Annotated in this window: 25 protein-coding genes; 18 read left to right on the top strand and 7 right to left on the bottom strand. The window is 55.7% G+C overall.

Features of this window, described 5'->3' with window-relative positions; genetic code table 11:
- Nucleotides 1-2: 2 nt before the first annotated feature.
- The 3 genes from casA to F6R98_RS00775 form a co-directional block, all read right to left on the bottom strand.
- Nucleotides 3-1,652 carry a type I-E CRISPR-associated protein Cse1/CasA gene (gene casA / locus F6R98_RS00785; RefSeq protein WP_194270078.1) on the bottom strand — a complete coding sequence of 550 codons (1,650 nt, stop codon included), beginning with the start codon at nt 1,650-1,652 and terminating at the stop codon, nt 3-5.
- On the bottom strand, nt 1,649-4,408 hold the full coding sequence (cas3, locus tag F6R98_RS00780) for a CRISPR-associated helicase Cas3' (RefSeq protein ID WP_153247310.1): 2,760 nt from the start codon (nt 4,406-4,408) through the stop codon (nt 1,649-1,651). Before cas3 ends, casA begins: the two co-directional genes overlap by 4 nt.
- Before the next feature lie 156 nt (nt 4,409-4,564).
- The gene (locus F6R98_RS00775; RefSeq protein ID WP_153247309.1) at nt 4,565-4,702 is read right to left on the bottom strand and encodes a hypothetical protein; all 138 of its coding nucleotides are present in this window, start codon (nt 4,700-4,702) and stop codon (nt 4,565-4,567) included.
- Between the two features lie 344 nt (nt 4,703-5,046).
- Between F6R98_RS00775 and F6R98_RS00770 the strand changes: the two genes are divergently transcribed.
- Both F6R98_RS00770 and F6R98_RS00765 read left to right on the top strand, forming a co-directional pair.
- Nucleotides 5,047-5,328 (top strand): type II toxin-antitoxin system RelE/ParE family toxin, encoded by a 282-nt coding sequence (locus F6R98_RS00770; RefSeq protein WP_228125015.1) that lies wholly within the window; start codon nt 5,047-5,049, stop codon nt 5,326-5,328.
- On the top strand, nt 5,300-5,617 hold the full coding sequence (locus F6R98_RS00765) for a helix-turn-helix domain-containing protein (RefSeq protein WP_153247308.1): 318 nt from the start codon (nt 5,300-5,302) through the stop codon (nt 5,615-5,617). Before F6R98_RS00770 ends, F6R98_RS00765 begins: the two co-directional genes overlap by 29 nt.
- Before the next feature lie 723 nt (nt 5,618-6,340).
- Here F6R98_RS00765 and F6R98_RS00760 read toward each other — a convergent pair.
- Nucleotides 6,341-6,658, bottom strand: coding sequence for a nucleotidyltransferase domain-containing protein (locus F6R98_RS00760; protein ID WP_153247307.1), 318 nt, complete (start codon nt 6,656-6,658; stop codon nt 6,341-6,343).
- A gap of 297 nt (nt 6,659-6,955) precedes the next feature.
- Between F6R98_RS00760 and F6R98_RS22590 the strand changes: the two genes are divergently transcribed.
- The 4 genes from F6R98_RS22590 to F6R98_RS00740 all read left to right on the top strand — a co-directional run bounded on the left by F6R98_RS22590 (nt 6,956) and on the right by F6R98_RS00740 (nt 10,744).
- A complete protein-coding gene (locus F6R98_RS22590) occupies nt 6,956-7,432 on the top strand; it encodes a HigA family addiction module antitoxin (protein WP_153247306.1) in 477 nt (158 codons plus the stop codon).
- A 32-nt stretch (nt 7,433-7,464) separates the two neighbouring features.
- Nucleotides 7,465-8,364 carry an ROK family protein gene (locus tag F6R98_RS00750; RefSeq protein ID WP_153247305.1) on the top strand — a complete coding sequence of 300 codons (900 nt, stop codon included), beginning with the start codon at nt 7,465-7,467 and terminating at the stop codon, nt 8,362-8,364.
- 9 nt (nt 8,365-8,373) lie between these two features.
- On the top strand, nt 8,374-9,363 hold the full coding sequence (gene dhaK / locus F6R98_RS00745) for a dihydroxyacetone kinase subunit DhaK (RefSeq protein WP_153247304.1): 990 nt from the start codon (nt 8,374-8,376) through the stop codon (nt 9,361-9,363).
- A 76-nt stretch (nt 9,364-9,439) separates the two neighbouring features.
- Nucleotides 9,440-10,744 carry a tetratricopeptide repeat protein gene (locus tag F6R98_RS00740; protein WP_194270077.1) on the top strand — a complete coding sequence of 435 codons (1,305 nt, stop codon included), beginning with the start codon at nt 9,440-9,442 and terminating at the stop codon, nt 10,742-10,744.
- A 41-nt stretch (nt 10,745-10,785) separates the two neighbouring features.
- On the opposite strand, the gene dhaL is transcribed toward F6R98_RS00740, so the two are convergent.
- The gene (gene dhaL, locus F6R98_RS00735) at nt 10,786-11,439 is read right to left on the bottom strand and encodes a dihydroxyacetone kinase subunit DhaL (RefSeq protein WP_153247302.1); all 654 of its coding nucleotides are present in this window, start codon (nt 11,437-11,439) and stop codon (nt 10,786-10,788) included.
- Nucleotides 11,440-11,529: 90 nt separating this feature from the next.
- Between dhaL and F6R98_RS00730 the strand changes: the two genes are divergently transcribed.
- Nucleotides 11,530-12,867, top strand: a complete 1,338-nt coding sequence (locus F6R98_RS00730; RefSeq protein WP_153247301.1) for an ABC transporter permease — start codon at nt 11,530-11,532, stop codon at nt 12,865-12,867.
- A gap of 233 nt (nt 12,868-13,100) precedes the next feature.
- Here F6R98_RS00730 and F6R98_RS00725 read toward each other — a convergent pair whose 3' ends face one another.
- Nucleotides 13,101-13,283, bottom strand: coding sequence for a hypothetical protein (locus tag F6R98_RS00725; protein WP_153247300.1), 183 nt, complete (start codon nt 13,281-13,283; stop codon nt 13,101-13,103).
- 34 nt (nt 13,284-13,317) lie between these two features.
- Between F6R98_RS00725 and F6R98_RS22585 the strand changes: the two genes are divergently transcribed.
- From F6R98_RS22585 to F6R98_RS00690, 7 genes are all read left to right on the top strand, one after another.
- The gene (locus F6R98_RS22585; RefSeq protein ID WP_194270076.1) at nt 13,318-15,426 is read left to right on the top strand and encodes a methyl-accepting chemotaxis protein; all 2,109 of its coding nucleotides are present in this window, start codon (nt 13,318-13,320) and stop codon (nt 15,424-15,426) included.
- 245 nt (nt 15,427-15,671) lie between these two features.
- Entirely contained in the window at nt 15,672-17,033 is a 1,362-nt protein-coding gene (gene purB, locus F6R98_RS00715) for an adenylosuccinate lyase (protein WP_153247298.1), read from the top strand.
- Entirely contained in the window at nt 17,030-17,803 is a 774-nt protein-coding gene (lolA, locus tag F6R98_RS00710) for an outer membrane lipoprotein chaperone LolA (protein WP_228125014.1), read from the top strand. The genes purB and lolA overlap by 4 nt, the downstream gene beginning before the upstream one ends.
- Nucleotides 17,793-19,121, top strand: coding sequence for a replication-associated recombination protein A (locus F6R98_RS00705; RefSeq protein ID WP_153247297.1), 1,329 nt, complete (start codon nt 17,793-17,795; stop codon nt 19,119-19,121). Before lolA ends, F6R98_RS00705 begins: the two co-directional genes overlap by 11 nt.
- A gap of 18 nt (nt 19,122-19,139) precedes the next feature.
- Complete coding sequence (locus F6R98_RS00700; protein WP_153247296.1) at nt 19,140-20,159, top strand: biotin--[acetyl-CoA-carboxylase] ligase; 1,020 nt, start codon at nt 19,140-19,142, stop codon at nt 20,157-20,159.
- Entirely contained in the window at nt 20,149-20,898 is a 750-nt protein-coding gene (locus F6R98_RS00695) for a type III pantothenate kinase (protein ID WP_194270075.1), read from the top strand. Before F6R98_RS00700 ends, F6R98_RS00695 begins: the two co-directional genes overlap by 11 nt.
- Nucleotides 20,895-21,662, top strand: coding sequence for a hypothetical protein (locus F6R98_RS00690; RefSeq protein ID WP_153247294.1), 768 nt, complete (start codon nt 20,895-20,897; stop codon nt 21,660-21,662). The genes F6R98_RS00695 and F6R98_RS00690 overlap by 4 nt, the downstream gene beginning before the upstream one ends.
- On the opposite strand, the gene mobA is transcribed toward F6R98_RS00690, so the two are convergent.
- The gene (gene mobA / locus F6R98_RS00685) at nt 21,643-22,233 is read right to left on the bottom strand and encodes a molybdenum cofactor guanylyltransferase MobA (protein ID WP_153247293.1); all 591 of its coding nucleotides are present in this window, start codon (nt 22,231-22,233) and stop codon (nt 21,643-21,645) included. The genes F6R98_RS00690 and mobA overlap by 20 nt on opposite strands.
- A 67-nt stretch (nt 22,234-22,300) precedes the next feature.
- Here mobA and F6R98_RS00680 point away from each other — a divergent pair, with 67 nt between their 5' ends.
- The 4 genes from F6R98_RS00680 (at nt 22,301) to F6R98_RS00665 (ending at nt 26,562) form a co-directional block, all read left to right on the top strand.
- Nucleotides 22,301-22,777: a DUF302 domain-containing protein gene (locus F6R98_RS00680; protein ID WP_153247292.1), complete on the top strand. Its 477-nt coding sequence runs from the start codon at nt 22,301-22,303 to the stop codon at nt 22,775-22,777.
- A 154-nt stretch (nt 22,778-22,931) separates the two neighbouring features.
- Nucleotides 22,932-23,339: a hypothetical protein gene (locus tag F6R98_RS00675; protein ID WP_153247291.1), complete on the top strand. Its 408-nt coding sequence runs from the start codon at nt 22,932-22,934 to the stop codon at nt 23,337-23,339.
- 159 nt (nt 23,340-23,498) lie between these two features.
- Entirely contained in the window at nt 23,499-25,601 is a 2,103-nt protein-coding gene (locus tag F6R98_RS22580; protein WP_320412145.1) for a methyl-accepting chemotaxis protein, read from the top strand.
- A 40-nt stretch (nt 25,602-25,641) separates the two neighbouring features.
- Nucleotides 25,642-26,562 (top strand): hypothetical protein, encoded by a 921-nt coding sequence (locus F6R98_RS00665; RefSeq protein WP_153247290.1) that lies wholly within the window; start codon nt 25,642-25,644, stop codon nt 26,560-26,562.
- Nucleotides 26,563-26,605: the final 43 nt, after the last annotated feature.

The following is a 26,605-nucleotide window of genomic DNA, read 5'->3' as shown; positions in this document are numbered from 1 at the left end:
TTCTACGGTGACGATTGAACTTGTTGCTTGGCGGTTGATTTAGCGTTCTTGTTTTTCTTTTCGCTCACAGGCAAACGCAGGATGATTTTTATTGCATCGCCCTTTAAATTTCTTTGCAACCCGTTATAGGCCTCGGCAATACGGCGCGGGTCTTGCTGATCGATAGGGCCTGCGCCGACAATATCCACATCAAACAATTTCGTCGCACATTGGGTCAGCACTTTGAGCCACGTTTCGCCTACGGCGATAATGAACTTGTCATCATCCAGATCAATGCCGGATTCAGTACGCGCCTGACTCATTAGGTGTTCTAGCTGTCGATAAAAATCAGGTTCCGTGCCATCCCAAAATGCTTTATCCACAAAACTTAAATCGCCACGCAGATCGCTCTCGCCAAACCATGCCTGCTTGACCGCTTGCCGCACATAAAAAACGGCTTGTTCTGCGGCTTCGATTCTATTGGCGATAAGATTTTGAATCTGGGTGGCTCGCTTGGCCTCTGCCAAGCCATACAAAGGAAAGGTGGTTTCGTACCAGCAACGGGGTTTCATATTGTCCATATCATAGCCAAACACCCAAAGCCTGAACTGACCTGACTTTTGATATTTTTTTCGCTCTTGCAAAAAATAATTAACGATACCGGCGGCTTGAACTGATTTCTTCCCTTGCTTTACCCCCAGCACCCACGCCAGCCAGTTTTTATAACTAAAGCCGCCCGGTTGAGGATGCATAGGTAACCAGTCGCCCTTGATTTCGTAATAGGGTGAAAACGGATGCCGCCATACGCCTTTGTAATTCAAGCCCTGTGGTTTGGTGACATAACGATGCACCAGTTGTGTCGAATCGCGTTTGCAGACGTCGCACTGCCCCGTTTGTACCTCTGTGAAATCAACACGAATGCGGCGCGGCATCGCCCAAAACACATGATGAGGATGCACTTGCAGCGGTTGCGTTTCACCGCCTGCGGGTTGTATCCGGTTGATGTCTGCCAACCACGGAAAGGTAAAGTGCTTTGCCGTTTTTTGCGCATCGCCACCCTGTTGCAGGAAATTTCGTTGCGGTTTGATATTGAGCCATAAATCCTGCCATAAGCAGTGTGATGGCGTAGCAACCAGCAGCGTAGTCAAAGGGCCGCCGCCGCGTAAACTGGTGCGATGTCCAGCGCCGCCTGCCGGCGCATTCGTTTGCAAGGTGAATAAAGCCGCCGCCACACAATGCGGACACATTGCCTTGATGGTGTCACGTTTGACAAAGTGGTCAGTGTTTTTATCGATCGCCGAACCACCGGCAGCGTCAATCAATAGCGCATCTATCGTGCATTCCGCACCTTCTGCTGCGGTCAAGCTAAAATCCTGCATAAATCGCGCACCTTCGCCATTCAGCAAAAACGCTTCGGCAGCAGGTTCAAACCATTTTTGCAGGACTTCAGTCGTAGGCGGTTTATCCAGAAAGCCGTCCCAAACATCTTCGTCATCAATCGGCGTGGTGGTTTGCAGCAAACCGATCATCAATTGCGCCAGTGCGCCGTTGAAGTCGGCCCGATTGGCTGCAAATGCCACAATATCCGGCTCGCTGATTTGATGCGGCGCGATCCAGTCCACTTGCCCTGAGCTGCGACGAACAGGCAACCATTTTTCTTCCAGTAAATTCATTCTTCCGCCTCTCCGTTTTGAGCTTCCGCCAGCCGCAAACCAAAATCCGTATCGTAAAGCCAGCTTAGAAGCTCCGGCTTTTTCTCCGATTTTTCCTTTCCGGCTGTCCACGCCTGACCTTCCCACACGCCATCCGCACGCTGCGTCAATGGCAGCAACACACACCATTTACCTTGGCTGGGCAAGGTCTGCTGCAAATGTAAATAAGCCGCTTTTTGCTTCTCATCGGCTGGAGGATCTACCTTTGCCAGCCATCGGGCAGCAACTTTTACCATGCTGTATGTCCACACGCCTTCCGCCCAAGGCTGCAACACGCCATCGGCCCATTTTGCCAGCATGACTTCCATCGTTTCTTCGCCCAGGCGGGAGGGTGTTTTGGCTTCGCTCCACCAGTCGTTAATTTCGCCGCGCTGGTAACCCCCGACGATTTTCAAAGTGTTGAGCTGCGCCAAACTGGCTTCGGACCTTTCTTGCCCTTCTGCTTTCAAGGCGCTTTTCGTGAGGGATACGGGCAGTATTTCTGTTTCCGAAAACACGGCCTCAATCAGATTTCGGGCATCAACCGGCATGGTGAAGCTGCCTTTCTGTAACGCCTTTGCCGTTAGCCACAGTTGCCCATGATGACCATAAACATATTGCGCTTTTTCGAATACGGCACTGTACCAGTCTGACTTTGGCTGTTCCGTCCAGACGGGAGCATAGACCCAAAGACAGGGGGCCGACCGCTCATCCCTGGCATCCGCTGCAATCAGCCGATTGCCTTGCACATCGCGTACATGACGCTGTAAACGTCCCGCCCGTTGCAGGATACGGTCTATCGGTGCAAGGTCGGTAATCAGCACATCGAAATCCACGTCCAGGGATTGCTCTGCAACCTGGGTGGCGATCATCAAGCGTCCTTGCCGATCCTGCTGTTGACTGTTTTCACCAAAAAACGAAAGCACTTGCTCTTCTTTGCCCAATCGATCCGCCAGCGCAAAACGTGCATGAAACAGCGTTATTTTTTCGGGCGAAATTGTTTGGGATAGGCGCTGGTAGGCGGTCATCGCATCGGCTACGGTATTGCGTATCCATCCCACGCATAGTCCTTGTTGCAATGCTGTAATGATGTGCGCAAAAACCTTTTTGTCATCGGCTTCGTAATGTACCTGCACTGTGCGGGAAACGCAGGAGCGGGATGCCAGGGCATCCTCCCGTAATAGGGTTTGCCCCTCATGCCAGCATGTCGCCAGCGGGTAGGCCGCTGACTGCAACGCAGGCGCGGAGACTTGATTGCGCCCTTTGGCATAGGCGTTGAGCAAGGCTTGTTTCATGCGACTGGGCAATGTGGCTGACAATAAAATCACCGGGCCGTTAGTGCGCGCATGGAACTCCAGCAATACTTCCAGCACGCCTTGCATATAGGCATCGCAGGCATGTACCTCATCGACTATCAGCACCTTGTTGAACAAGCCCAACAGGCGGAGTGACTGGTGTTTGCTGTGCAAAACAGCCAGCAGAGCCTGGTCGATGGTTCCTATTCCGGCTGATGCCAGCAATGCACGTTTGCTATGGTCAGCCAGCCACGCACTGCAACGTGCCGAAGCGGTTTCATCAAGCTGCGCACGATCCTGTTCGGGGGTATCAGGGGGTAAGATTGATGCGGCGAAGTCTTCCACCAGTTTTTTATGACCGTGCGCGAGCACTAAATGGGTTTTGTCGGCAAAGAGCTTTTGATAGACCTCGGCCACGCGCTTGTACATGGCATTGGCTGTCGCCATCGTCGGCAAGCCAATAAAAAAGCCTTCCGCGAAGCCTTGCTCCATCAACCGATAAGCCAGCATCATCGCGGCTTCGGTTTTCCCGGCTCCTGTCACATCTTCCAGCAAATAAATTTGCGGGGCTTGCGGAATTTCTACCGAGACTGCCCATTGCTGTAATGGCGATGCGTCTTGAATCTTCCGAAACAAATCATTGAGAGAACGCCCTTTTTCGATAGCGGAGGGTGAAACCCCGGCATGGGCCAATGCTTCAGTGGCCTGACCTTGCGCATATTTCCAGTATTGCTCCAAATCCGTTGGCTGGTTTCTATAGGGAAAAAACCGGATATTCGAACCGAGCCAGTCGGCCAGTACCGTGACTCCCGCAAACCACCACGACAGCATTTCGCCGGCTGTTTTAAAATTCTGACTGGAAGGAATACACCGTGCTTCTTTTGTGAGTAACAACTCCGCCATCGCTTGCACAAAGTCGGCTGCAGCTTGCTTGTCTTCCCTGCGAAAAAAACTGTCTGCATTGCCGCTTGGTTTCGGCGGCATACCATGATGCCCGGTTACCGCCAACAGCCAGCACTTAAGGCCGCGCTGAGTGCTACGCGTATCGTCAATGCCTATTTTCAGTAACACCTCATCAACAAGATACTCATCCCATAACCAAAAGCCCAGAGAATCGTGGCGCTCGCTGTATATTTTGCTCGGGTGCGGTTCTCGTTTTTGCAGTTCCAGAATCAAATCCGGCCGCTGAGCCTGAAACGCCTCGCTAAATTTGCCCAAGTCGTGCAAGGACAGGAAAAAGGCCGACCATGACCAAAATGCCGGTTCCGAACAGTTCAATAACTCACAGCAGGATTTAAGTAGAGAAGACTTCTCAAGATACGCCACGCCCACAGCAGCCACATCCAGGCAGTGATAGGCAAGTGGGTGCCATTTTTGTTCGAGCCGGCAAACTGGATCAGCCTTACCCCAGTAGTAAAAATACGCGCGGTCTTGATACGTCATTCCCTTTATCCATATTGTTGATCTCGGTCACTCAATCGTCTGCTGAGCGCTTAACCGGGTAAGGGTAATGCACTTCAAGCTGCCACGATACCTGTCAACTTTGACAGGTATACTTAAATTGGCCGGTCGCGGAGCGCGTCAGCGACACTCGATCAATCATAATTTGATTACCAGCACTAGACTCAGACTCAGCGCCAGAATCAACGCAAGCAGGCTCATTGCGAACAACCCGTATACGCCGTTATTGACAGTCACAGACTGAAACCAAGCAATGAGCCGCACAAATTTTTCCATAGATTCCGCCTCGCAGTGTGATGAGTGGCGACATCATAGCGGGGACTTAGGCTTAACGCAACACAATTAAAAGGGTTGATCTTCCAATGGGGATTCAATAATTGTCGAGACTCAATGCTCGATGTTATCATATAAAAGTTCCCCGTAACGGGGATGAACCAGGTTGCTCTTCCAATGGAGACTCAGCACTGACATGTTCCCCGCTTCAGCGGGGCTGACTGCGGGTACTCTTACCCGCAGTTTTCTTCGACTCTCGGCTTGAAGGATATACGCCATTGACGCATAATATATTCAGCTTAACTTTTATCGAACTGCCCTTTTTCAGCAAAGCACGCGAAATATATTTGTCCGATGACGCATTTCGCGAATTGCAACAAACGCTGATCAGTGCGCCGGAAACAGGCGACATCATTCCCGGAACGGGCGGCGCACGCAAACTGCGCTGGTCGCGCCCCGGCATGGGCAAACGCGGAGGCCTGCGCGTTATTTATTACTACGTTGACGTCATCGGACAAATCTGGTTACTGACCCTGTACAGCAAAAATGTCGCCGACAATATCCAGCCGCAAATACTCAAACGACTGACAGAGAGCATCCATGCCGAAATTAACCGGAAAAACCATTAAAGCCTGGGAAGCGGACAGGGATTTGAATGCCGAACTGGAGGCATCCATCGCAGACATAGAGCAAGGCAACGTAACAACCTATACAGTAACGACCTTGACCAGCGCGGCTCGCGCCCGCTTGAAAAGCGGATTATCCCAAACCGAATTCGCCGCGCTGTTGGGCGTCTCCAGACGCACGCTGGAACAGTGGGAACAAGGCCGACGCGAACCGTCCGGCGCAGCCAAAACGCTGATCAGAATCGCCGAACAATGTCCGCAGGCGCTCAAAGAGGTTGCCGAAACGCGTTAAACGACTTCGACTTTTAATCCTTCCTTTTCAGGAAGAAACATACCGGAATACCAGTCCCTTCTTTATCCCGTCATTCCGGGATAATCTTTCAAGGAAAACACCCAAGGAAACGCTGATTAAGTCCTACGCCAGCCTCAGGACGAACGGAATGCTTCTCGGTTTTAGACAGAAGTCAGCTTTAAGGATATGGTCATAAATAACTTCCCGTTCGTGGGCGTAGCGCCGCGAATGCGGCTGGAGAGCCCTTCGACAAGCTCAGGGCGAACGGGGGATGTTGTAAATTCGGGAAGTTATTTTCTGCCATGTCCTAAGCCGTAGCGGCCGATACACGCCTAAGCACCATCGCAGAGTAATCCGGCGATGCAATCAACGAAGAGGGCGGCTGTTTTGCTGGCTGCCACAGAACGTGCGGCGAACAAAGGCAAGTCTTCGCCTTCCTCGTAATCTGCGATGGCCTTGAGGTTGTAGGCTTGCGATAGAAAAACACGAAGATCGGAACGCCATCGCGTGTCGTCTTTTGTCAGACGTAAAAATTCCGATTGAACGCCGTGATGGGTCTTTAATACTTTGCCTATCTTTTTAAAGATCAGGGCTTGCGCCGCATGAAAACCGGCAAGGCAGGCCGCGCGCGCCCTGCATCCTCGTGGAGGTCAACGCCAAGCATGATGTCGGCACGATTCAGATGTTCCCGCGCTTTCCGAAGAAAGCGATCGGCTTCCGGTGTCAAAGATCAACCCCTTCCCGCCTGACCTCGTGCATTAGGGGGGTACGCTCTTGGTAAGCACCTTCACTGTAAGGCATGGCATGGATCAGGGCGCCCGTTTCATCGAAAATATCCATGGCAGCAAGAGCGATTTTGTCGGCTTCCTCCCATCGGTCGTTAAGGTCTTTCAGAAACACGGCCACATCGTAATCGGAATCGTCTTGCGCATCGCCTCGTGCCCGTGACCCATACAACACCACGCGCTCGACCCGATTGCCGTACAGACCGTCAAGCGCGGCGCGGAATTGAGTCAGAACGATAGGATTCGCTGTTGCCATATGAATTTTGACCACAGAATGCGTTGTTTCTTTAATGGAATACTACTCTTCGAAGTCGTTTTTGCCCATGCCTGTCCGTAAAAACTTCGGTTTTTAGGCGGCGGGCTTGGCCGTTTGCAGAACGTATTCGCCTCAAAGAACGATATTGGTCGCTGTTTTTCCGGGGATTCGGGCGGCAGCCATGAAGAGGCCTCTTTATGACTCCTGATTAGTAAACTGCTTCAGAAGGATTTTCCGTTCAGGGTTACACTCGACTTCCATGATAAAATCCTTCGCGCAGTAGGGACACGGCATGCCGTGTCCTTGATCGACAAGGCGATGTGCGTGGAGGTCATAGACGCTCCAGGCTTGCATCTTCATCCACTGAAAGGCGACAGGAATGGGCTTTGGGCGCTGACAGTTCAGGCCTACCGGCGCGTTGTTTTTCGTTTCGAAGCCGGAGACGCTTACGTTGTCGATTATCCGGACTACCATCAACGGAGGCGCGTCATGCGCATGAACAACCCGCCCCATCCAGGGGAAATCCTGCTTGAATTGTGGCTCACCCCTTTGAACCTGACAATTAAAGATGCCGCCGCGCAGTCGAAAGTTACACGCAAGACGGTTTCAGAACCGGTGAACGGTAAATCCGGCGTGAGCGCAGAAATGGCGCTACGTCTGGAGCTGGCATTCGGAAAAAGTGCGGAAAGCTGGCTCGCGCATCAGGCTGCTTACGACTTGCGGCGTTTGGAAAACCGCCGCGAGACCTTGAGCGTTCACCGCGTTGCGGCCTGACCAACCCGAAACTATTTCTATCCGATATCACCATGACTATCAAATGCGGCATCGACCTGGGCGGAACCAAGATTGAGTTACTGGCGCTGAACGGTGACGGCAACGCTTTGTTTCGCCGGCGCGTGGCTACGCCGCAGGGCGACTATCGCGCGACCTTGATTGCAATTCGCGATCTGATCGAAAACGCCGAACAAATCGTCGGCGCTATCCGGCAAGTCGGCATCGGCACGCCCGGCGCTTTTTCCAGGGTCAACGGCAGTCTGAAGAATTCCAATTCGACCTGTCTGAACGGTAAACCGATACATTATGATCTGGAAATGCTGCTTCATCGTCAGGTGCGCATCGCCAACGATGCCGATTGCTTTGCACTGTCCGAGGCGGTGGACGGCGCGGCAAGCGGGGCGGATACGGTGTTCGGCGTGATACTGGGGACCGGCGTCGGCGGCGGCATCATCGTCAACGGCAGACCGCTGAGCGGGCCGAACGCGATTGCAGGCGAGTGGGGACATAACCCGCTGCCGTGGCCGCGCGACGATGAGCGTCCGGGGCCGTCCTGCTACTGCGGCAGGTCTGGTTGCATCGAAACCTTTCTGTCCGGCCCCGGTCTGAGCCGCGCCTGTGCATCCGCTACCGGTTTCAATTTCGATGCCGCGGCCATCGCGGAAAACGCGCTTCAAGAAGACGCCGCCTGTGAAACTCTGCTGCAACAATACGAAGAGCGTCTGGCGCGCGCGCTGGCGCATGTAATCAATATCCTCGACCCCGACGTGATCGTGCTGGGCGGGGGACTGTCCAAACTGGCGCGGCTGTACCAGAATGTACCGCATTACTGGGGCGATTTTGTTTTTTCGGATCGCGTGGATACGCGGCTGGTCGCGCCGACGCACGGCGATTCCAGCGGCGTGCGAGGCGCGGCATGGTTATGGGAATGAGGCTGTATCATGAAAAAATTCATCAATAGCGTCGATACCTTGCTGGATGAGAGTCTGCGGGGCTTTGCACTGGCGCACGCCGATATCGTCCGGCTGAATCCGGCGCCGCGCTTCGTCTGCCGCACCGCGCCCGCGCAGCCCGGCAAGGTCGCGCTGATTTCCGGCGGCGGTTCGGGACACGAACCTTTGCACAGCGGTTTCGTCGGACACGGCATGCTCGACGCCGCCTGTCCCGGACAGATTTTTACCTCCCCGACCCCGGATCAAATGCTGGCGGCGGCGCAGGCGGTCGATCAGGGCGGCGGCATTCTGTTCATCGTCAAAAATTACGCCGGCGATGTAATGAACTTCGAGATGGCGGCGGAAATGCTGGATATCCCTAACGCCGGCATCCTGGTCGATGACGACGTTTCCATACCGGAACACAGCAGCAGCGGAAGGCGTGGCGTCGCCGGCACAACTATCGTCGAAAAAATTGTCGGCGCGGCTGCGGAATCGGGCATGACGCTTGAGGAGTGCCGAATGCTGGGCGAACGCGTAGTCAAGGCGACGGCATCGATGGGCGTGGCCCTGAAAAGCTGCACCGTTCCGGCGCTCGGCCGTCCCAGCTTCGAGCTGGCCGACGACGAGCTGGAGCTGGGCGTCGGCATCCATGGCGAAAAAGGGCGCGAGCGCATCGCGCTGACCACAGCCGGCAATATCGTCGAGCGCTTGGCAAGCACCATAGACGATGCACTGAAACCCGCCCAGGGCCAGCGAGCCTTGCTGCACATCAACGGCTTGGGAGCTACGCCGTTGCTGGAGCTGTACCTGATTTACGATCTCGCGCGCCTGTTCTGGGATCAGCGCGGCGTTTCCGTCACCCGCTCGCTGGTCGGCAACTTCACCACCTCGCTCGACATGAGCGGCTGTTCGATCACGCTGACGCTGCTGGATGATGAAATGACGCGGCTTTGGGATGCGCCGGTGCATACCGCCGCGTTACGCTGGAATTGCTGATTGTCCGGTACGCCGCTTGCGATAATGGACACGCATGCCCTCCAACACTGCCGTAGCGCCTGAGATATCTCCCGTTATGTACCCGTCATTGGACGAGGCGATGAAATCCGCAATGCAGTTGCATGTTGACGGAAAGCATGCGGATGCCGAGCAACGCTACCGGGCCATCATCGCCGCTCGCCCCGATGCAGCCGAACCCAGATATTACCTGGGCTTTTTATTGCAGCAGAGCGGCGATATCGTCGAAGCCACCGCATTGATCGCCGAATCGATCCGGCTGGACGCCACGCGCGCCGAATGGCACTTCAATTTCGGCATTGTATTGGTGAAGCAGCAAAAATACGCCGACGCGATTGCCGCATTTCAACAAGCTCTGACGCTTAATCCCCGCAATTATTACTGCTGGACCAACCTGGGCTCCGTTTTTGAAAAAACAGCCGAACCGGCGAAAGCCGAGCAGTGTTACCTGTCGGCAACGCAACTGAATCCGGCGTGCGCAGACGCCTATTATTTGCTGTCCGTGCTTTATCTCGGGCAGGAGCGGTTCGAGGAAGCCAATTATTTCAACTTTTGCGGACTGACCACAGAGCCGGTGGAGCCCGCCTCCAGAATCCGCTTAATCCATGCCTATCACGGACTTGGGCGCACTCAGGAAGCGGTCGTTCTGCTTCAAAACTGGCTGAAAGATGAGCCGGACAACCCGACAGCAGCTCATCTGCTGGCAACCCATGCGCTGCATCAAATTCCGGAGCGCTGTTCCGACCGGTATCTGGAAACTACTTTCGATGAGTTCGCGCCCAGCTTCGATTCGACCCTGGAAAGATTGAAATACAGCATTCCGCAACGGGTTCGGTCCGAACTGGCGCTGTTGAATTTTCCGGCAAACAGCAAGCGCTCACTGGATCTGGGTTGCGGTACCGGCTTGAATGGCGCCAGTTTGAAACCGGTTTCCAGCACGCTGGTAGGTGTCGATATCAGCCAGGGCATGCTGAGTCTGGCACGCGAAAAAAATCTTTACGGCCGGCTGCATCAATCGGAAATAAGTGACTTTCTGGAGCAGTCGAAAGATCAGTATGATTTAATTCTCTGTACCGACACCTTCGTTTACTTTGGCGGTCTCGAACCTGTTTTTTCGCTGATTTCCAGAAGTCTGCAAGCGGATGGCTGGTTTTTTTTCAGCACTGAAAAACTGGATGAAACATCCGGAGCGAAAACATATCAATTAAATACGAGCGGCAGATACAGCCATGGCCAAAGTTATTTGGCCTGTTTGTTAAACAAATACGGATTCGACACGCCAGAGTTCCACGATGTGGCAATCAGGATGGAATCCGGACGTCCGATAACGGGACAATTCGTCAAAGCCAAAAAAAAAACCTGACGGCATGACGCCTGCCCGCCATTTAATGGTTCGCGTTGTTGTCAACTGAGCCGGGCTCCCGTCTGTAAAGCAGACAGCGCGGCGCAAACCGCCGCGATTATCGCCTGACTGCTGCGGGCGCCCGGATCGAGATGTCCGCGCGAGCGCTCGCCCAGGAAAGCGGCGCGCCCGCGGCTCGCGATCATATCGCGCGTGGACTCGCAGCCTTTTTCCGCAGCCTGTTCGACGCGCTGGAGCGTTTCGGTCAAGCCGGCGGCTTCGCGCGCCGCTTCCTGCAAAACCGCCGCCACCGGAATCAGCACATCCAGCATGGTCTTGTCTCCCGCATCGGCTTTACCGCGCTTTCTGACCGCATCGACGCTCTGCTTGAAAGCCTCGGCAAAATGCTCCGCATTCATCTCCTTGCCGCGCAAGGCCTTGCTCATCGCTATAAACAAGGTAGCGAACAACGAACCCGATGCGCCGCCTACCGTGCTCATCAGGTTCATGCCGATTTTTTGCAGCGCATCGGACCAGTCCAGACCTTCCAGTTCATCGTCCAGCGTTTCCAGGGCCGCCAAGCCGCGCTGCAGATTGTAGACATGATCGCCGTCGCCTGTGGCCTGATCCAGCGCGGTAATTTCGTTTTCGTGGTCGCGGATACTTTTTGCAGCCGCCGCGATAAAAGTGTTAATCTGAGTCGCTGTAATAGGCATCGGTTATTCTCGCGCTCCTATGTTTGAAAAACTGTTTCCGCGTCAAGCACAGCGCATCATATATCATTCCGCTATCCGCAACATCTAGCCATGCCCACTCTATTCTGGACCGATGCCCTGTTTTTTCTGGTGCTGCTGATGCTCGGGGCGGCGGCATGGCGCATGCGCAGCCGCGAACATTTGCGCCGCCCCTGGCAAAAGGTGGCCAACAGCACCCCGGCGTTGATTTCCCTGGTAGTGCTGCTGTTTTTTTTATTTCTCGCGTTGCTCGATTCGATCCATTTTTACCCCACGGACGAACGGCAACCCTCCGGCAACACCCATGCGGGCGAAGCGTTGAGCGTGCTGGACTGGTGGACGACGCCGATGCGCACCCATGTCGAAAAGACTTATTCCGCTCCGTTTGCAACGCAAGCCTGGTCGCGCGAAAGCATACGCGACGCCGCCGGCGTTCCGCATCGCATCCACGCGCGGCTACAGTATGGCGGCGCGCACCTGGTCAACCCGGAGCAGGAGCTGGCGTCCGACCTGTTACGGTCCGGGTTCCGGGGGTTGCTCCAGGGTTTGGGGGTAGGTCTGCTGGCGCTCGCAGCATTAACCGGCCTGTTGCGCAAACGGCAGCCGACGGCGATTATCGGTACGCTGCTGCTGCTGTGCGCAGTCAGCGGCGTCATCGGCGAGCTGAGCGCTCACTATCATGTATTCGGCACCGACAAGGTCGGCGAGGATGTGCTCTATCAAAGCGTTAAAAGCATACGCACCGGTTTGCTGATCGGCACGCTGACCACGCTCGCCACGCTGCCGCTGGCGCTGCTGCTCGGCATCATGGCCGGATATTTTCGCGGCTGGGTGGACGACGTCATCCAGTATCTATACAGCACGCTCAATTCGATACCGGGCGTGCTGCTGATCGCGGCCTCCATGCTGTTGATGCAGTCCTACATGGCGCGCCATGAGGATGCGTTTACCAGTCTTGCCTTACGAGCGGATTTCCGCCTGCTGTTTCTGTGCCTGATTCTGGGCATGACCAGCTGGACCGGGCTCTGCCGCCTGCTGCGCGCCGAAACCCTGAAGCTGCGCGAGATGGAGTATGTGCAGGCGGCGCGCGTGCTCGGCGTCAGCCGGTCAGGCATCCTGTTCCGGCATATACTGCCGAACGTTTTTCATCTGGTGCTGATTTCCGTGGTGCTGGACTTCAGTTCGCTGGTTCTTGCGGAAGCCGTGCTGTCCTATGTCAGCATCGGCGTCGACCCCACCATGCAGAGCTGGGGCAATATGATCAACAGCGCGCGCCTTGAACTGGCGCGCGAACCGGTGGTCTGGTGGTCGCTGAGCGCGGCGCTGCTGTTTATGTTCGTACTGGTGCTGTCGGCCAATATTTTCGCCGACAGCGTGCGCGATGCGTTCGACCCGCGCAGAAGCGAATGACGCGGCAACCGGGGCCTTCATTCCAGAGCCATGCCGTCAAATTTAAAGATATTTGGTAACTATTCAATTACCGTTTCCTGTCTGTGTTAGGAGCGGGTTTTAGCCCGCGAATGGCAGACCGATCGCGGGCTAAAGCCCGCTCCTACAAACAAAATTTTTCCGCCGGAAACTCGCGCAGGTTCCATTAGCTGAATGGTTGCCAAAAACTGTTGACCTGGTTGACGCCGGTCGCCTTATTCCGCTTCCCTGGCAGTGTTGGCGACCACGTCGTCGGTCACTTTGGCATTGTCAGCGTTCAGCATCGCAGCAGCGCTCATTTGCTCGACCGCAGCGCAGGCTGAGCCTGCCGAAGAATTAAAACTGCCCCTCCCCTGACAAATACATAAAATAATAATAATCCATTCATATAATTCCATTTTTGAGCCCCAAATGGAACGAGTGGAATTAACTATGCGTTTTTCGGATCTGTCGATTAAAAAGCAGCTGCAGCTGGCCATAGGATTGTTACTGGTTTTACTGATCAGTGTCGGAGCCCTTGCTGTGTATTTACTGAACGACATCAACAGTCATGTTGCCGATCTGGCGGGACGCAGATTCCAGCAGTTCGAGAATATAAACAACCTGTTGATAAGTCTGGGAAACAACTCAAAATGCGTGCGTAGCGCCTTGCTGCTGAAGGATGAAACGCAGATCGCAAAGCAATATAACGATATTGCCGAATCACAGAAAATTATCGCGAACGCCACAGCCGAGCTGGACAAGTCGCTGTATACCGACGGTGGACGGCAGCTTTTCAATAATTTGACGGCAACTCAAACAAACTACACCGCGGCGCTGGAACACTTTATCGCCCTGGCAAAAAATCCGGCTAAAAAAGAGGACGCGCTGCAGTATCTGGCCGTGGATTTTCGCGCCATACAGCACGAATACGAGAAAAGCGCCGGAGCGCTCAAGCAGCATATCACTGATCACGTCAAACAAAGCATAGAGGATACCGACGCCTCTATTTCTGTAAACTCTTATGTTATCAGCACGCTGTCCGTGCTCGGATCGATAGTCGGTGCCTTCGTCGGCATCATGATTCTCCGCCTGCTGTTTCAACGGCTGGGGGGCGACCCTTATCATGCGACGGAAATTACCCGGCAAATCGCCAACGGCAACTTATCGACCACGATCGAATTAAAACCCGGAGACAACAGCAGCCTGCTCGCTTCGATAAAAACGGTGCAGGAAAAGCTCCAGGTCATATTCGACATACGCAACTATGTCGGGCAGGCGGTGCGGGGCGACTTCACGCAACAAATCGATTTGTCCGGAAAATACGGTTTCGAGCTGGAAATCAGCGAGTCGCTTAACCTGCTCAATGCCGGCCTGCTGGATAAAATCGGCGGCAATCCCGACGAAGCGGTGATGGCCGCATCGCGTATCGCCGCCGGCGACCTGGAATCGCATGTCCCGGTTCGCGCCGACGACAACGGCAGTATCCTGGCCGAAATGTCGGCGATGCGGAATAATTTGCAAATGATAATCGATGATGTGCGCAAAGTCGTAGAGGCCACGGTAATCGGCGACTTCAGCTCCCGCATTGATGAAACCGGCAGGCAAGGCTACGCCAAAACGCTGGCGGAGCTGTTGAATCGGCTGTGCCGGACCGCCGACGAAGGATTGAGCGATGTCGCGCGTCTTGCAGACGCGCTGGCGCAAGGCGATCTGACGCAACGCATCGACAAACACTATCCGGGGTTGTTCGGCAAAACCGCCAACAGCATCAACTCAACCCGCGATAACTTATCATCAATGATAAGCGATGTGAACGACTCCGTTAACACTATACACAATTCCGCCGTGGAAATTGCCACCGGCAACCTGGACTTGTCGCAACGCACCGAGCAGCACGCGGCCAGTCTGGAGCAGACCGCATCCAGCATGGAACAGCTGGCCTCGACTGTAAAGCAAAACGCCGACAATGCCAGACTGGCCAATCAGCTGGCGATGGAGACTTCCGCCGTTGCGCTCAAAGGCGGAGCAGTGGTGGGCGAAGTCGTAAGCACCATGAACTCGATCCAGGCAAGCTCGAACAAGGTGGTCGACATCATCGGCGTAATAGATAGTCTGGCGTTCCAGACCAATATATTGGCCTTGAACGCCGCAGTGGAAGCCGCACGCGCCGGCGAGCAAGGGCGCGGCTTTGCCGTAGTCGCCAGCGAAGTGCGCAGCCTCGCCCAGCGTTCCGCGGAAGCGGCGAAGGAAATCAAGCAGCTGATATCCGATTCGGTTGAAAAAGTGGAGAGCGGTCACCGGCAGGTGGAAGATGCCGGGCATACCATGAATGAAATCGTGACTTCGGTGCGCAGGGTTACCGATATCATGTCTGAAATTTCCGCAGCTTCCGCAGAGCAAAGCTCCGGTATCGACCAGATCAATCTGGCAATTTCGCAGATGGACGCGGTAACCCAGCAAAATGCGGCGCTGGTCGAAGAAGCCGCCGGAGCGGCCGAAACGCTGGAACATCAGGCGCGCAACTTGCGCAATCTGGTTTCCGTTTTCCAATTGAAATAAAACCCGGCGCGAGGGCCGCAATACGGATGAACCTCCGCATCATTGGCGGCGGCGTTCGACAACGGATACCGAACCGCGCCGTTTCCTTTACCGTGCAAGTCGCGAAGCGAACGCCTGCCCCGCCTCTCCTTCTGGGAGAGGCGGGGTGAGGGAAGCCGGTCATGGCAAACGGTTGCATGATAGGGGGTGGCATTTTCGTCATGACCGGTTAAACTGGTGCTTTTGCGAAGCATATAGTTGACACGATGTCCCTACTCAGTCTTTCTCCCGTCGACGGACGCTACGCCGCCAAGGTCGATGCGCTCAGGCCTCTGCTGAGCGAATTTGGTTTAATGCATTATCGGGTGCTGGTTGAAGTCCGCTGGCTGATTGCGCTGTCGGAAGAGCCGGGCATCCCCGAAGTTCCGGCATTCTCGGCGGAGGCCGGAGCGTTTCTTGACAAGATCGTCACCGGCTTTTCAGAAACGCACGCACAGCGCATCAAGACCATAGAAGCCACCACTAATCACGACGTCAAGGCCGTCGAGTATTTTCTGAAGGAACAAATCGCCGGGACGCCGGAACTGGCGGCGGTAGGCGAGTTTATCCATTTTGCCTGCACATCCGAGGACATCAACAACCTGTCGTACAGCCTGATGTTGCAATCGGCTCGCGACCGCGTGCTGCTGCCGGAAATGGCGAAGCTGATCGAAGCCGTCACCAGCCAGGCGCATGCTTATGCCGGTCAAGCGATGCTGTCGCGCACGCACGGCCAGCCCGCCACGCCGACCACGGTCGGCAAGGAGTTTGCCAACGTCGCCGCTCGCCTGCAACGGCAGCTTGAGCGTCTGGCCGCCGTGGAATTACCCGGCAAAATCAATGGTGCTGTCGGCAATTACAATGCGCACGCGGTTGCCTACCCGGATGTGGATTGGCCCGCTTTTGCGCAGCGTTTCGTGAAATCGCTCGGGCTGGTGTTCAATCCCTTTACCACCCAGATAGAACCGCACGACGGTTTGGCGGAGTTTTTTCATGCCTTGTCGCGTTTCAACACGGTGTTGCTGGATTTCGACCGAGATGTGTGGGGTTATATCTCGCTGGGCTTTTTCCGGCAAAAGACGGTGGCCGGAGAGGTCGGCTCGTCGACGATGCCGCACAAGGTCAACCCGATCGACTTCGAAAACTCGGAAGGCAATCTGGGCGTCGCCAATGCGCTGATGGGACATCTGGCGGCGAAACTGCCGCTTTCGCGCTGGCAGCGCGATTTGACCGATTCCACCGTGCTGCGCAATATCGGCGTCGGACTGGCGCATACGCTGATAGCGCTGCAGTCCACGCTGAAAGGCCTGTCGAAGCTGCAGATCAACAGCGCTGCGCTGGAGGCCGATCTCGACGCCAACTGGGAAGTGCTGGCGGAACCGATACAGACGGTGATGCGCCGCCACGGCATCGAGAAACCCTACGAAAAGCTCAAGGAGCTGACGCGCGGGCAACGTCTGGAACCGGAAGCGATGCGCCGTTTTATCGAAAACCTGGGGCTGCCGCCCGCGGCCAGGGATAGCCTGCTGGCCTTGACGCCGCGCACTTATACCGGCGTTGCCGAACGCTTGAGCAAGGATCTGAAATGAAAAAAAACCGTGTCATCGTATTAGCCGGTATTTTGGGGCTGTTGACCCATGCGGCATTAGCCGCTGACAATAAACAGCCGGATAACAAGGGACAGGCGCACAAGAGCGATACGTCCACGCATGCGGCATCAGCCGCAGCCAAAAAACCGGCAGATCACAAAGCGCAGCCTCAAATGCACGATGCGCCCCGACAGGCGTCGTCAGCCGGTCAGACGCCGGTAGACCGCCTGCATGCGTTTCTGGCGCGTGCAGGCAGTCTGCAGGCCGACTTTTCCCAGATCGTAATCAATGAAAAAGGCGATGAAGGCATGAAGTCTTCCGGGGTGTTTTACCTGCAAAGGCCCGGTAAATTTCGCTGGGACTATCAAACCCCTTACCGGCAGCAGATCGTATCCGGCGGCAACAAGGTCTGGTTCTACGACGAGGATCTGGCGCAGGTCACCGCGAAAAAGCTCAACTCCGCGATCGGCTCCACGCCGGCGTTGCTGCTCAGCGGCAATGTCGCGCTGGATAAAAACTTCACGATAGAAAGCCAGGGGCTGGAAGACGGCGTTTACTGGATCAAGCTGACGCCCAGGGATGAAGACAACGGTTTCAAGCAGGTATTGATCGGACTGGAAGACGATCAATTATCCGGCATGGAACTTAGCGACAATTTCGGCCAGCTGACGCGCATTTATTTCTCGCATCTGCAGCTGGGGCAGAAACTGAATCCGGCTCTGTTCGAATTCAAGCCGCCGGCGGGCGTGGACGTTTTCGATGACAAATGACAGGAGCGCTGCTCCCGGTATTTTTTCCGCAGAGCCGGCGGCGCCGCTGGCCGAAGCCTTGCGTCCGTCCGTACTGGACGAGGTGATCGGCCAGCGTCATCTGCTCGGCGCGGGCAAGCCGCTGAAACTGGCTTTCGATGCCGGCAAAGCGCACTCGATGATACTGTGGGGGCCGCCCGGAGTTGGGAAAACCACGCTGGCGCGCTTGATGGCGCAAAGCTTCAATACCGAGTTTATCGCGCTTTCGGCGGTTTTTTCCGGCGTCAAGGATATCCGCCAGTCCATGGAGCAGGCCAGACTGAACTTCGAGGAACAGGGCCGCTCCACGCTGCTGTTTATCGACGAGATACATCGTTTCAACAAAGCGCAGCAGGATGCGCTGCTGCCCTACGTGGAATCCGGGCGCGTGGTGTTTGTCGGCGCCACCACGGAAAATCCGTCGTTCGAAGTCAACGCGGCGCTGTTGTCGCGCGCCCAGGTTTATGTGCTGAAGCCGCTGGACGAATCCGATCTTAAAGCGCTGTTCGAACGCGCGCATCAATCCACGCTGGCGCACCTTGATTTTGACGAGGCGGCGCTCGACACGCTGATCGGCTATGCCGACGGCGACGCCAGACGCTTTTTAAATCTGCTGGAACAGGTGGAGGCCGCAGCCGAGGCCAGCGAAATCGACACCATCAATGCCGCCTTTCTCGACAATGCGCTGACCTTGAACAGCCGCCGCTTCGACAAGGGCGGCGATAATTTCTACGACCAGATTTCCGCTCTGCACAAATCGGTGCGCGGTTCGCACCCCGATGCCGCGCTATACTGGCTGACGCGCATGCTCGACGGCGGCGCCGATCCGCGCTACCTGGCGCGCCGCATCGTGCGCATGGCATGGGAAGATATCGGTTTGGCGGACCCCAGGGCGATGCAGATCGCCAACGACGCGGCGGCAACCTACGAGCGCCTGGGTTCTCCCGAAGGCGAACTGGCGCTGGCGCAGGCGACTATTTATCTGGCGGTGGCGGCGAAAAGCAATGCCGGTTACATGGCCTACAATCAGGCCTCGGCCTTCGTGAAACAGGATCGCTCGCGTCCGGTGCCGGTACATCTTCGAAATGCGCCCACGCGCTTGATGAAGGAATTGGGCTACGGGCACGCTTACCGTTATGCGCACGACGAGCCGAACGCCTATGCCGCGGGAGAAACCTATTTTCCGGACGACCTGGACGAACCCGGCTGGTATCAGCCCGTACCGCGCGGGCTGGAAAGCAAAATCGCCGACAAGCTGACGCAGTTGCGCGAGCTCGATAAACGCGCAACCGGTAAATAGTCGGTACAGGGCAGCTCCATGAAATCCGGCGCCTCTTTTTGTTTTAACGCCAACCATAAAACCCTGTTGCGGCATCTCGGCGACGGCCGATTCCATTCCGGCGAACAGCTGGCGAAAACCATGGCGGTTACGCGCTCCGCGATCTGGGCGCTGGCGCACGACCTGCGGGCGCTGGGGCTTGAAATCAACGCGCTTCCGCGCAAAGGCTACCGTTTGGCGCATCGCTTCGATTTGCTGGATGCGGACCAGGTTCGGGCGGCGCTGCAAGCGGATGCCCTTACGCTGCTATCGGCTATCGAGTGTCACGACGCGCTCGATTCCACCAATACCTATCTCGCGGCAAGCGCGCGCGCGGGAGCGGCGACGGGTACCGTCGCGACGGCGGAATTTCAGCGCGCCGGGCGGGGACGCATGGGGCGCTCGTGGCTGTCTTCGCCGGGCGGCAGTCTCTGTTTTTCCGTGCTGTGGCATTTTGCCGATCATGCCGCGCTAAGCGGTCTGAGTCTGGCGGTGGGCGTCGCCATTATCCGCGCATTGCGCGGATTAGGGGTGACGGATGCGGGACTCAAATGGCCGAACGACATTATCTGGCGGCGGCGCAAGCTGGGCGGCATCCTGCTGGATGTATCCGGCGAAGTGCATGGGCGGCAGGCGTGCGTAATCGGTATCGGTCTGAACTTGCAAATGGCGCAGGCACAAGGACATGAAATCGATCAACCCTGGGCGGATCTGGCCGAAATCACCGGCGGCGCTCAGCCGGATAGAAACCGTTTGCTCGCGGCGGCGCTGAATGAATTATTGCCGCTGCTGTGCGGGTACGGCGTATCCGGATTGCAGGGGTTGCGCGACGAATGGCAGGCGTACCACCATTACCACGGAGAAACCGTGCAGCTTTATCAGGGCGACCGCTCCATTTCCGGGCGAGTCGCCGGGATTTCAGCAGACGGTTTGCTGATTCTCGACTGCGGGGCGGACGGGCAGCGACACTTCGCCTCCGGCGAAGTGTCGCTGCGCATGAATGGACAACATGACGGCTGACCGGATACTGTTACTGGATGCGGGCAACAGCCGCATCAAATGGGGCTTTGCGCGGGAAGGGCAACAGATAGAAGCCGGCAAAGCAATACCCGCCCGATTGCCGTTCTCGCACGCACTGCTGGATCGTCATTGGGGCGAGCTGGCGCGTCCGTCGGCAGTCGCGCTGGCCAGTGTAGCCGCGAGACGGATAGATGACGCCGTCATCGCCTGGGTAGCGGAGCGCTGGCGGCTCGAAGTGCGCAGGATTAGCGCGTGCAAACAAATGTCGGGCGTTATCAACGGCTATGAAGACCCTTCCGCATTGGGCGTCGACCGCTGGCTGGGCCTGCTTGCGGCGCACCGTCTGTCACCGGCAAGTCCGGCATGCGTGGCCGATTGCGGAACCGCGATTACGCTGGATTGGCTGGATGCGGACGGAAAGCATCGAGGCGGAGTCATCGCACCCGGTCTGAACATGATGAGGACGGCGCTGGCCCAGGGCGCCGACAGACTGTCGATGGCGCATCATGGCAGCCATCAAGGGCCGGGCAAAACCACTGCCGACGCGATAGCCGCGGGGGTATCGGGAGCCGCTATAGGACTGATCGAGCATTTCATGCAACAATACGGACGTGACTGCGCGCTGTTTCTGACCGGAGGCGATGCGCCGCATATCGCTGCCGGATTGAACCTCCCGCATCGTCTGGAACCGAATCTGGTGTTGATGGGATTGTCGATAGCCGTATCGGATGCGACATGAGAGTAATTTTCTTTATATTGTTGACGGCCAATATTGCGTTCTACGTGTGGGAAGTGCGCTCGCAACACAGCGAAGACGGCGTCCGGCACATCGCGTTGGACCTGCCGAATGCGACCGAACATATCAAGCTGCTGTCGGAAGTACCGCCACCCCAGGCAGAACAGCCTCCGCTGCCGGCCGAACAACTCATGCCCGCGCCTGCTCCGATAACGCCGGCGAAAGGCGCAAAGCTGAAAATATCGTTGCAGCAACCCACACAGGCGGTAATCGCAGCGGCGAACGTGCAGCCGGCGCCGCCGGTGCATGCTCCGGGCTGCTGGCTGGTCGGACCCTTTGTTACGGATATGAACGCCCGGATAGCCCAGGAGGGTATTGCGCGCAAGGTTCCACAGACAACACTGGTGAACCGTTCAGTCGGCGTTGCAGACGGTTATTGGCTGCTTTACCCCAGAGCGGCGAATATCGAGGCGGGGCGCGACAATCGCAGATTATTGCAGGAGAAGGGGATACGCGACTTGTGGCTGTTCGACCGGGGCGAGCTGGCCGGTTACATATCTCTGGGCTTGTTTCAGACCAAAGAAGGCGTGGAGGACGCCCAAAAAAAATACTTCGAGCGCAATATCGCGACGGAAATCCGTCCGCGCGAAACGGCAATACAAGGATATTGGATAGAAATACCCTGGCAGGGCGGACGCAGCCAACTTGAGACGGTGCTCGGTGCGTTTGATAAGTCGGGTGTTTCGGTCAGTCTGCGTCCCTGTTGACGGCCGCCAGATCCTGCGGCGTATTGATGTTGCGCAGGCAGGAGGCCAGATCGCTGCAATCCACCATCTGGTAACGGTGCCGTTCTATCCATGCGATCACTTTATGTTGACCTTGCGCCAGATAGTTTTCCAGAGAATCCGCCAGATTGCGATTAACCCGCATGAAAACAGGATGCGTGCGCGAACCGTCATGCAGCGTGACGATTTCGGCATCCGCGGCAGCATCGCGCAGACGCGTCAGAACTTCAGCGCTGATAAACGGACAATCGCAGGGAATGGAAAGCACATAGGGGGTATCGGACGATTTCATCCCCGCCAGCAATCCGGCCAAAGGTCCCGCGTAACCCGTTACCGTATCGGAAACGACCGGATAACCAAAGACGGCGTAACGCGCCTGATTGCGATTGGCGCTGATGCATATCGAGCCGGTTATGGTTTCCATCGTTTTTAATGCGTGGCTTGCCAACGGCTGCCCCCGGTAGAGCAACAGGCCTTTGTCGATACCGCCCATACGCCTGGCCATGCCGCCCGCCAGAATAATGCCGGTAATTTCGTGTCTTGGGTCAGGCATCCTTGTTTTATTGCAATATTACTGTTATTAATCCGGTTTCTTTGCAGACCGAATGCGGTGGCCTTCCATGCCCAGGCAGGGTAACGTATTATATCAGTTTATAGTTTTATGCCAGGCCTTCGTGATCAACGGTTGCGCGCCGTACCCGTCCGCAGCGACGGCGCCGTCATGGTATCAGGCCGAGTCGTTCAAACCCTACGCGGACGTGCTCGCCGAGCTGGAGCTGGCAATTGCTGAGCATAATTACAGGATTACGGGCCACAATCATATCGGCAGCGTCATACGCACCCGCGAAGCCATCCCTTTTCCCGATTATGATACGCTGCAATTCTGTAATCTGACACAGGCCAGGGAAATGCTGGAGATATCCCCGGCAGCGGTGGCTTACATGCCGTGTAATGTTGCTGTGCGCTCGGAAAACGGCAAGGTGATGGTAACGACTCACTTACTGCCGACTGATACCGAGAATGAAAAGCTTAATGCGTTTTTCCGGGAGATAAACCGGCAATTGAAACAAATAGTCGACTTTGCGGTCGAAAAATGAATAGAGTAACCACTATTCAGTTACCCTTGCAAAATATTTCAGCCGAAGGCTCGTGCGCGGCTCAATAGAATGAGCAGATAACCATGCGCAAATTACGCCGACAGAATAGTTAATGAGAAAACCCGAAGCACCAAACATGTCGAGAAAACGCATTATGAAACGAATAGCCTTACTTGCCTCTGTACTCGCCGCCGTTTTTGCCGTATTGCCAGGTTGTAACCGGCAGCAGCAAGCGGTTACGGAGAAACCACTAAACGATTTTCCGACGCAGGCGCGCGTGGAATACGTTTTCGAGTGCATGAAGGATTTGGGTGAGCAGAATTATGACAATCTTTATCACTGTGTGTGCAGCATCGATAAAATTGCAAGCCTGATGCCTTATGAAGATTTTTCGCAAGCACAGACGTTTTCCCATTTCATGGGCATGGCCGGCGACAGAGGCGGCGAGTTCCGGGACCCGCCGCAGTCGGAAAAATTGCGTGCGCGCTTAAAGGAAGCCAAGACCGCTTCCGCCCAGGCGTGTTTTCCGGCAGCCGTCTCCACGCCTAAAAAAGGCATGTAACCGCTTCCGCGCCATCATGTAACAGCAGGTACCGCATTTTGCAAAACATGTACCCGGGGTGTATATGCCCGAATCCGTCCGCCAACATGGCTTGGCCCGCCATTCGTAGCAAGTCGCTTTATTGATAAGGGTACTCCAGTGAAAGTATTGTTCGGAACAATGAAGATTCCGCACCGTTTTGTCGTGCTGATATCCATCATTACACTGGGATTCGTAACGTATGGCGGCTGGTCTTTCATGACCCTGCACGAGTGGCAGGTGAACGGATCAAGGTATCAGCATATTGTACAGGGCAAGGATTTGATAGCAGATGTCTTGCCACCGCCGGAATACATCATCGAATCCTACCTGGTCAACCTGCAACTGCTGAGAGCCGAGGACAGAAAGGAACAGGAGCGCCTGATCGAGCGAGAGAAGAAATTAAAGGACGAATACGACGCGCGTCATGAATTCTGGGCCAAGCAGGGATTGAGCGGCGAATTGGCGCTGGCGCTGCTTCAGCAATCCTACCAATCCGCGCAGACATTCTACAACGTATCTTTAAACGAATTTATCCCGGCCGTAATAAAAGGCGACAAAGCCGCGGCCAATGCACTCATACCGCGCTTGAATCAGTCTTATGAAACGCACCGCGCGGCGATAGACAAGGTCACGGCGCTTGCCCGCCAACGCGTGCTGTCCGATGAAACAACGGCATCGAAAGATATCCTGGGCGCGAATGCGCTATCGTTGTTGATTTTGTTCGTTTCACTGCTGAGCGCGGCGGCGGCGGCGGTACTTATTTCGCGCAGCATTTTCTTCAACCTGGGGGGCGAGCCGGCTAATCTCGTAGAAATAACCGAACATATCGCGCTGGGAGACCTGTCGGTACCGATACATCTGCGTCCCGGCGATGACATCAGTCTGCTCCATGCGCTCAAGACCATGCGCAACGAGTTGCGCGGCATCGTACTTGAAGTGGAACTGGCGGTAAAAAATATGGGCAAGGGCGATTTCAGCCATGAAATTTATCTGACCGATCGCATCGGTTTCGACCGCACTATTTGCCGGGCCTTGAACGAATTGCGCGCCGGCTTGCTGCTGACCATAGGCGGTACGCCGCGCGAGGTCGTGTCTGTGGCTCAGGCTATCGCCATGGGGGATTTACGCGTCCATATCCCGCTGCAGCCAGGCGACAAGGATAGCATCCTCGCTGCAATGGCGGAAATGAAAGCCAGTCTGCTGGAGATGATCGACGAGGTACGTGAAGTCGTGCGCGCGTTTGCCAATGGCGATTTTTCCTACAATGTCGACGTAACCGCCCGGCACGGGTGTTCCAAAACCATGGCGGAAATGTTGAACGCCCTGGATCATATGGCCTTCCAGGGGTTGAGCGATATATCGCGCGTAGCGACTGCGGTGGCGCAGGGCGATTTAACGCAACAGGTCGAACTGGAGTATCCGGGCTTGTTCGGACAATCCGCGCAAAGCATCAATCTGACCTGCAAGCAATTGAAACTTATGATGGGCCGCATTGTCGATATTGCGAGGACGATCGATCATTCCGCAACCGAAATTGCGACCGTGAACCAGGAGCGGTCCCAGCGTTCGGAACAACAGGCGGACGGGCTGGAAAAAACGGCGTCGAGCATGAATGAACTGGCCGCAACGGTCAGACGCAATGCCGAAAGCGCGCAACAGGCAAGCCTGCTGGCCATTGAAACATCGGAAGTAGCAAGCAAAGGCGGCAAGGTTGTCGCCGAGGTCGTAAAAACCATGAACTCGATACAGGAAAGTTCGCGCAAGGTGTCGGATATCATCGCCGTTATCGACGGTCTGGCGTTCCAGACCAATATTCTGGCCTTGAATGCAGCTGTGGAAGCGGCCCGCGCGGGCGAGCAGGGCCGCGGTTTCGCGGTAGTCGCCAGCGAAGTGCGCACTCTGGCGCAACGCTCCGCCTCCGCCGCCAGGGAAATAAAACAGCTGATTTCCGATTCGGTGGAAAAGGTCGACAGCGGCAGCCTGCAGGTGAAGGATGCCGGACAGACCATGGATGAAATTGTCCTGTCGGTCAAGCGTGTAACAGAAATCGTGTCGGAAATTTCAGCCGCGTCGCTGGAACAAAGCTCCGGTATCGATCAGGTCAATAAGGCCGTTACCCAGATGGACGATATCGTCATGCAGAACTTTGCATTGGTGCAGGAAGCAGTGACTTCCGCCGGACATCTTAAAGAGCAGGCGGCGCAGTTGCAGGAAGCGATAGCCGTCTTTCAGTTGCAATAAGCCCGAGCCTTTACCGGGCTAAGTATAACAGGAGATATTTATGTCCGGTTTCAACCTGCTTGCAGCTACGCGTGTAATAGAAAGCGCAATGCCTTTTGTCCTGTACCGTCTGATGGCTTATCTGGGCATAGCGGTCGGATTTCTTTTTTCCGCATTGAGCGGCGCCGGCCTGTTGATAGCATTTGCCTCTCTCTCCGCCAAGCCGGCCGCATTTGCCGGTTTTGGCGCGGCTGTTGGTTGCGCCGGTTTTGCTTTTGCGCTGCACACACTGAAAAATTTTTTCTTTTTCGATGTCGAGGCCGGACAATTGGCTTTATTGGCCGCGCTGGCGGATGGCGTCAAACTCCCCGAAGGCAAGGCACAGATCGCCTTTGCCAAAACCGCCGCGACGAGCCGCTTCAACGCTACTGAATTTTTTGAAATCAAACGCATGCTAGGCAATGCGCTGACAGAAATGCCCGAGCATTATCTTCCTTGTCTTTCGAAGCCCGCCTCCCCGGTATTAAAACGAATGTCGATTCGTCTGGCCGGGTTGATTGCCGGCTCAGCCAGCCAGGCGATGCTGGCGCTGCATTTTCAGCGCGAGCAGGACAATCCCTGGCGCTCCGCTCAATCGGCCTTGCTGATGCAGGCAGCCGGTTTTCCGCAGTTGCTGCGGTACCGGCTGTATGCGTTAATTTTCGAATATGGCGGATTTGCCGTATTCTACGCGTTGATGCTGTACCCGGTTGATGCCGCTGCCGCCAGCCTGCCGGTCGATGTCGGTCTCTGGCGCACGGCATTCGCGTTGCTATTTGCCTGGGCTTTGAAAGCCGCTTTTTTAACGCCGATCGCAACGTCGGCGCTGGTTACGGTTTATCTGCAATGTTACGCCGAGCGGCAAGCCGATAGTCCGGATCTGTCGCAAGCCTTGGCGACGCATTCCTGTGCTTACAAAAAAATTGTGGATCGCGCAGGTTGAGTTCCTGCTACTTATTGATGCAGCAAGGGAAATATTTACAAAA

The sequence above is a fragment of the Candidatus Methylospira mobilis genome, assembly GCF_009498235.1.
In the GTDB taxonomy this organism is placed as follows: domain Bacteria; phylum Pseudomonadota; class Gammaproteobacteria; order Methylococcales; family Methylococcaceae; genus Methylospira; species Methylospira mobilis.
Note: the sequence above shows the minus strand (reverse complement) of the source record. Positions and strands in the feature narration are given on the sequence as shown.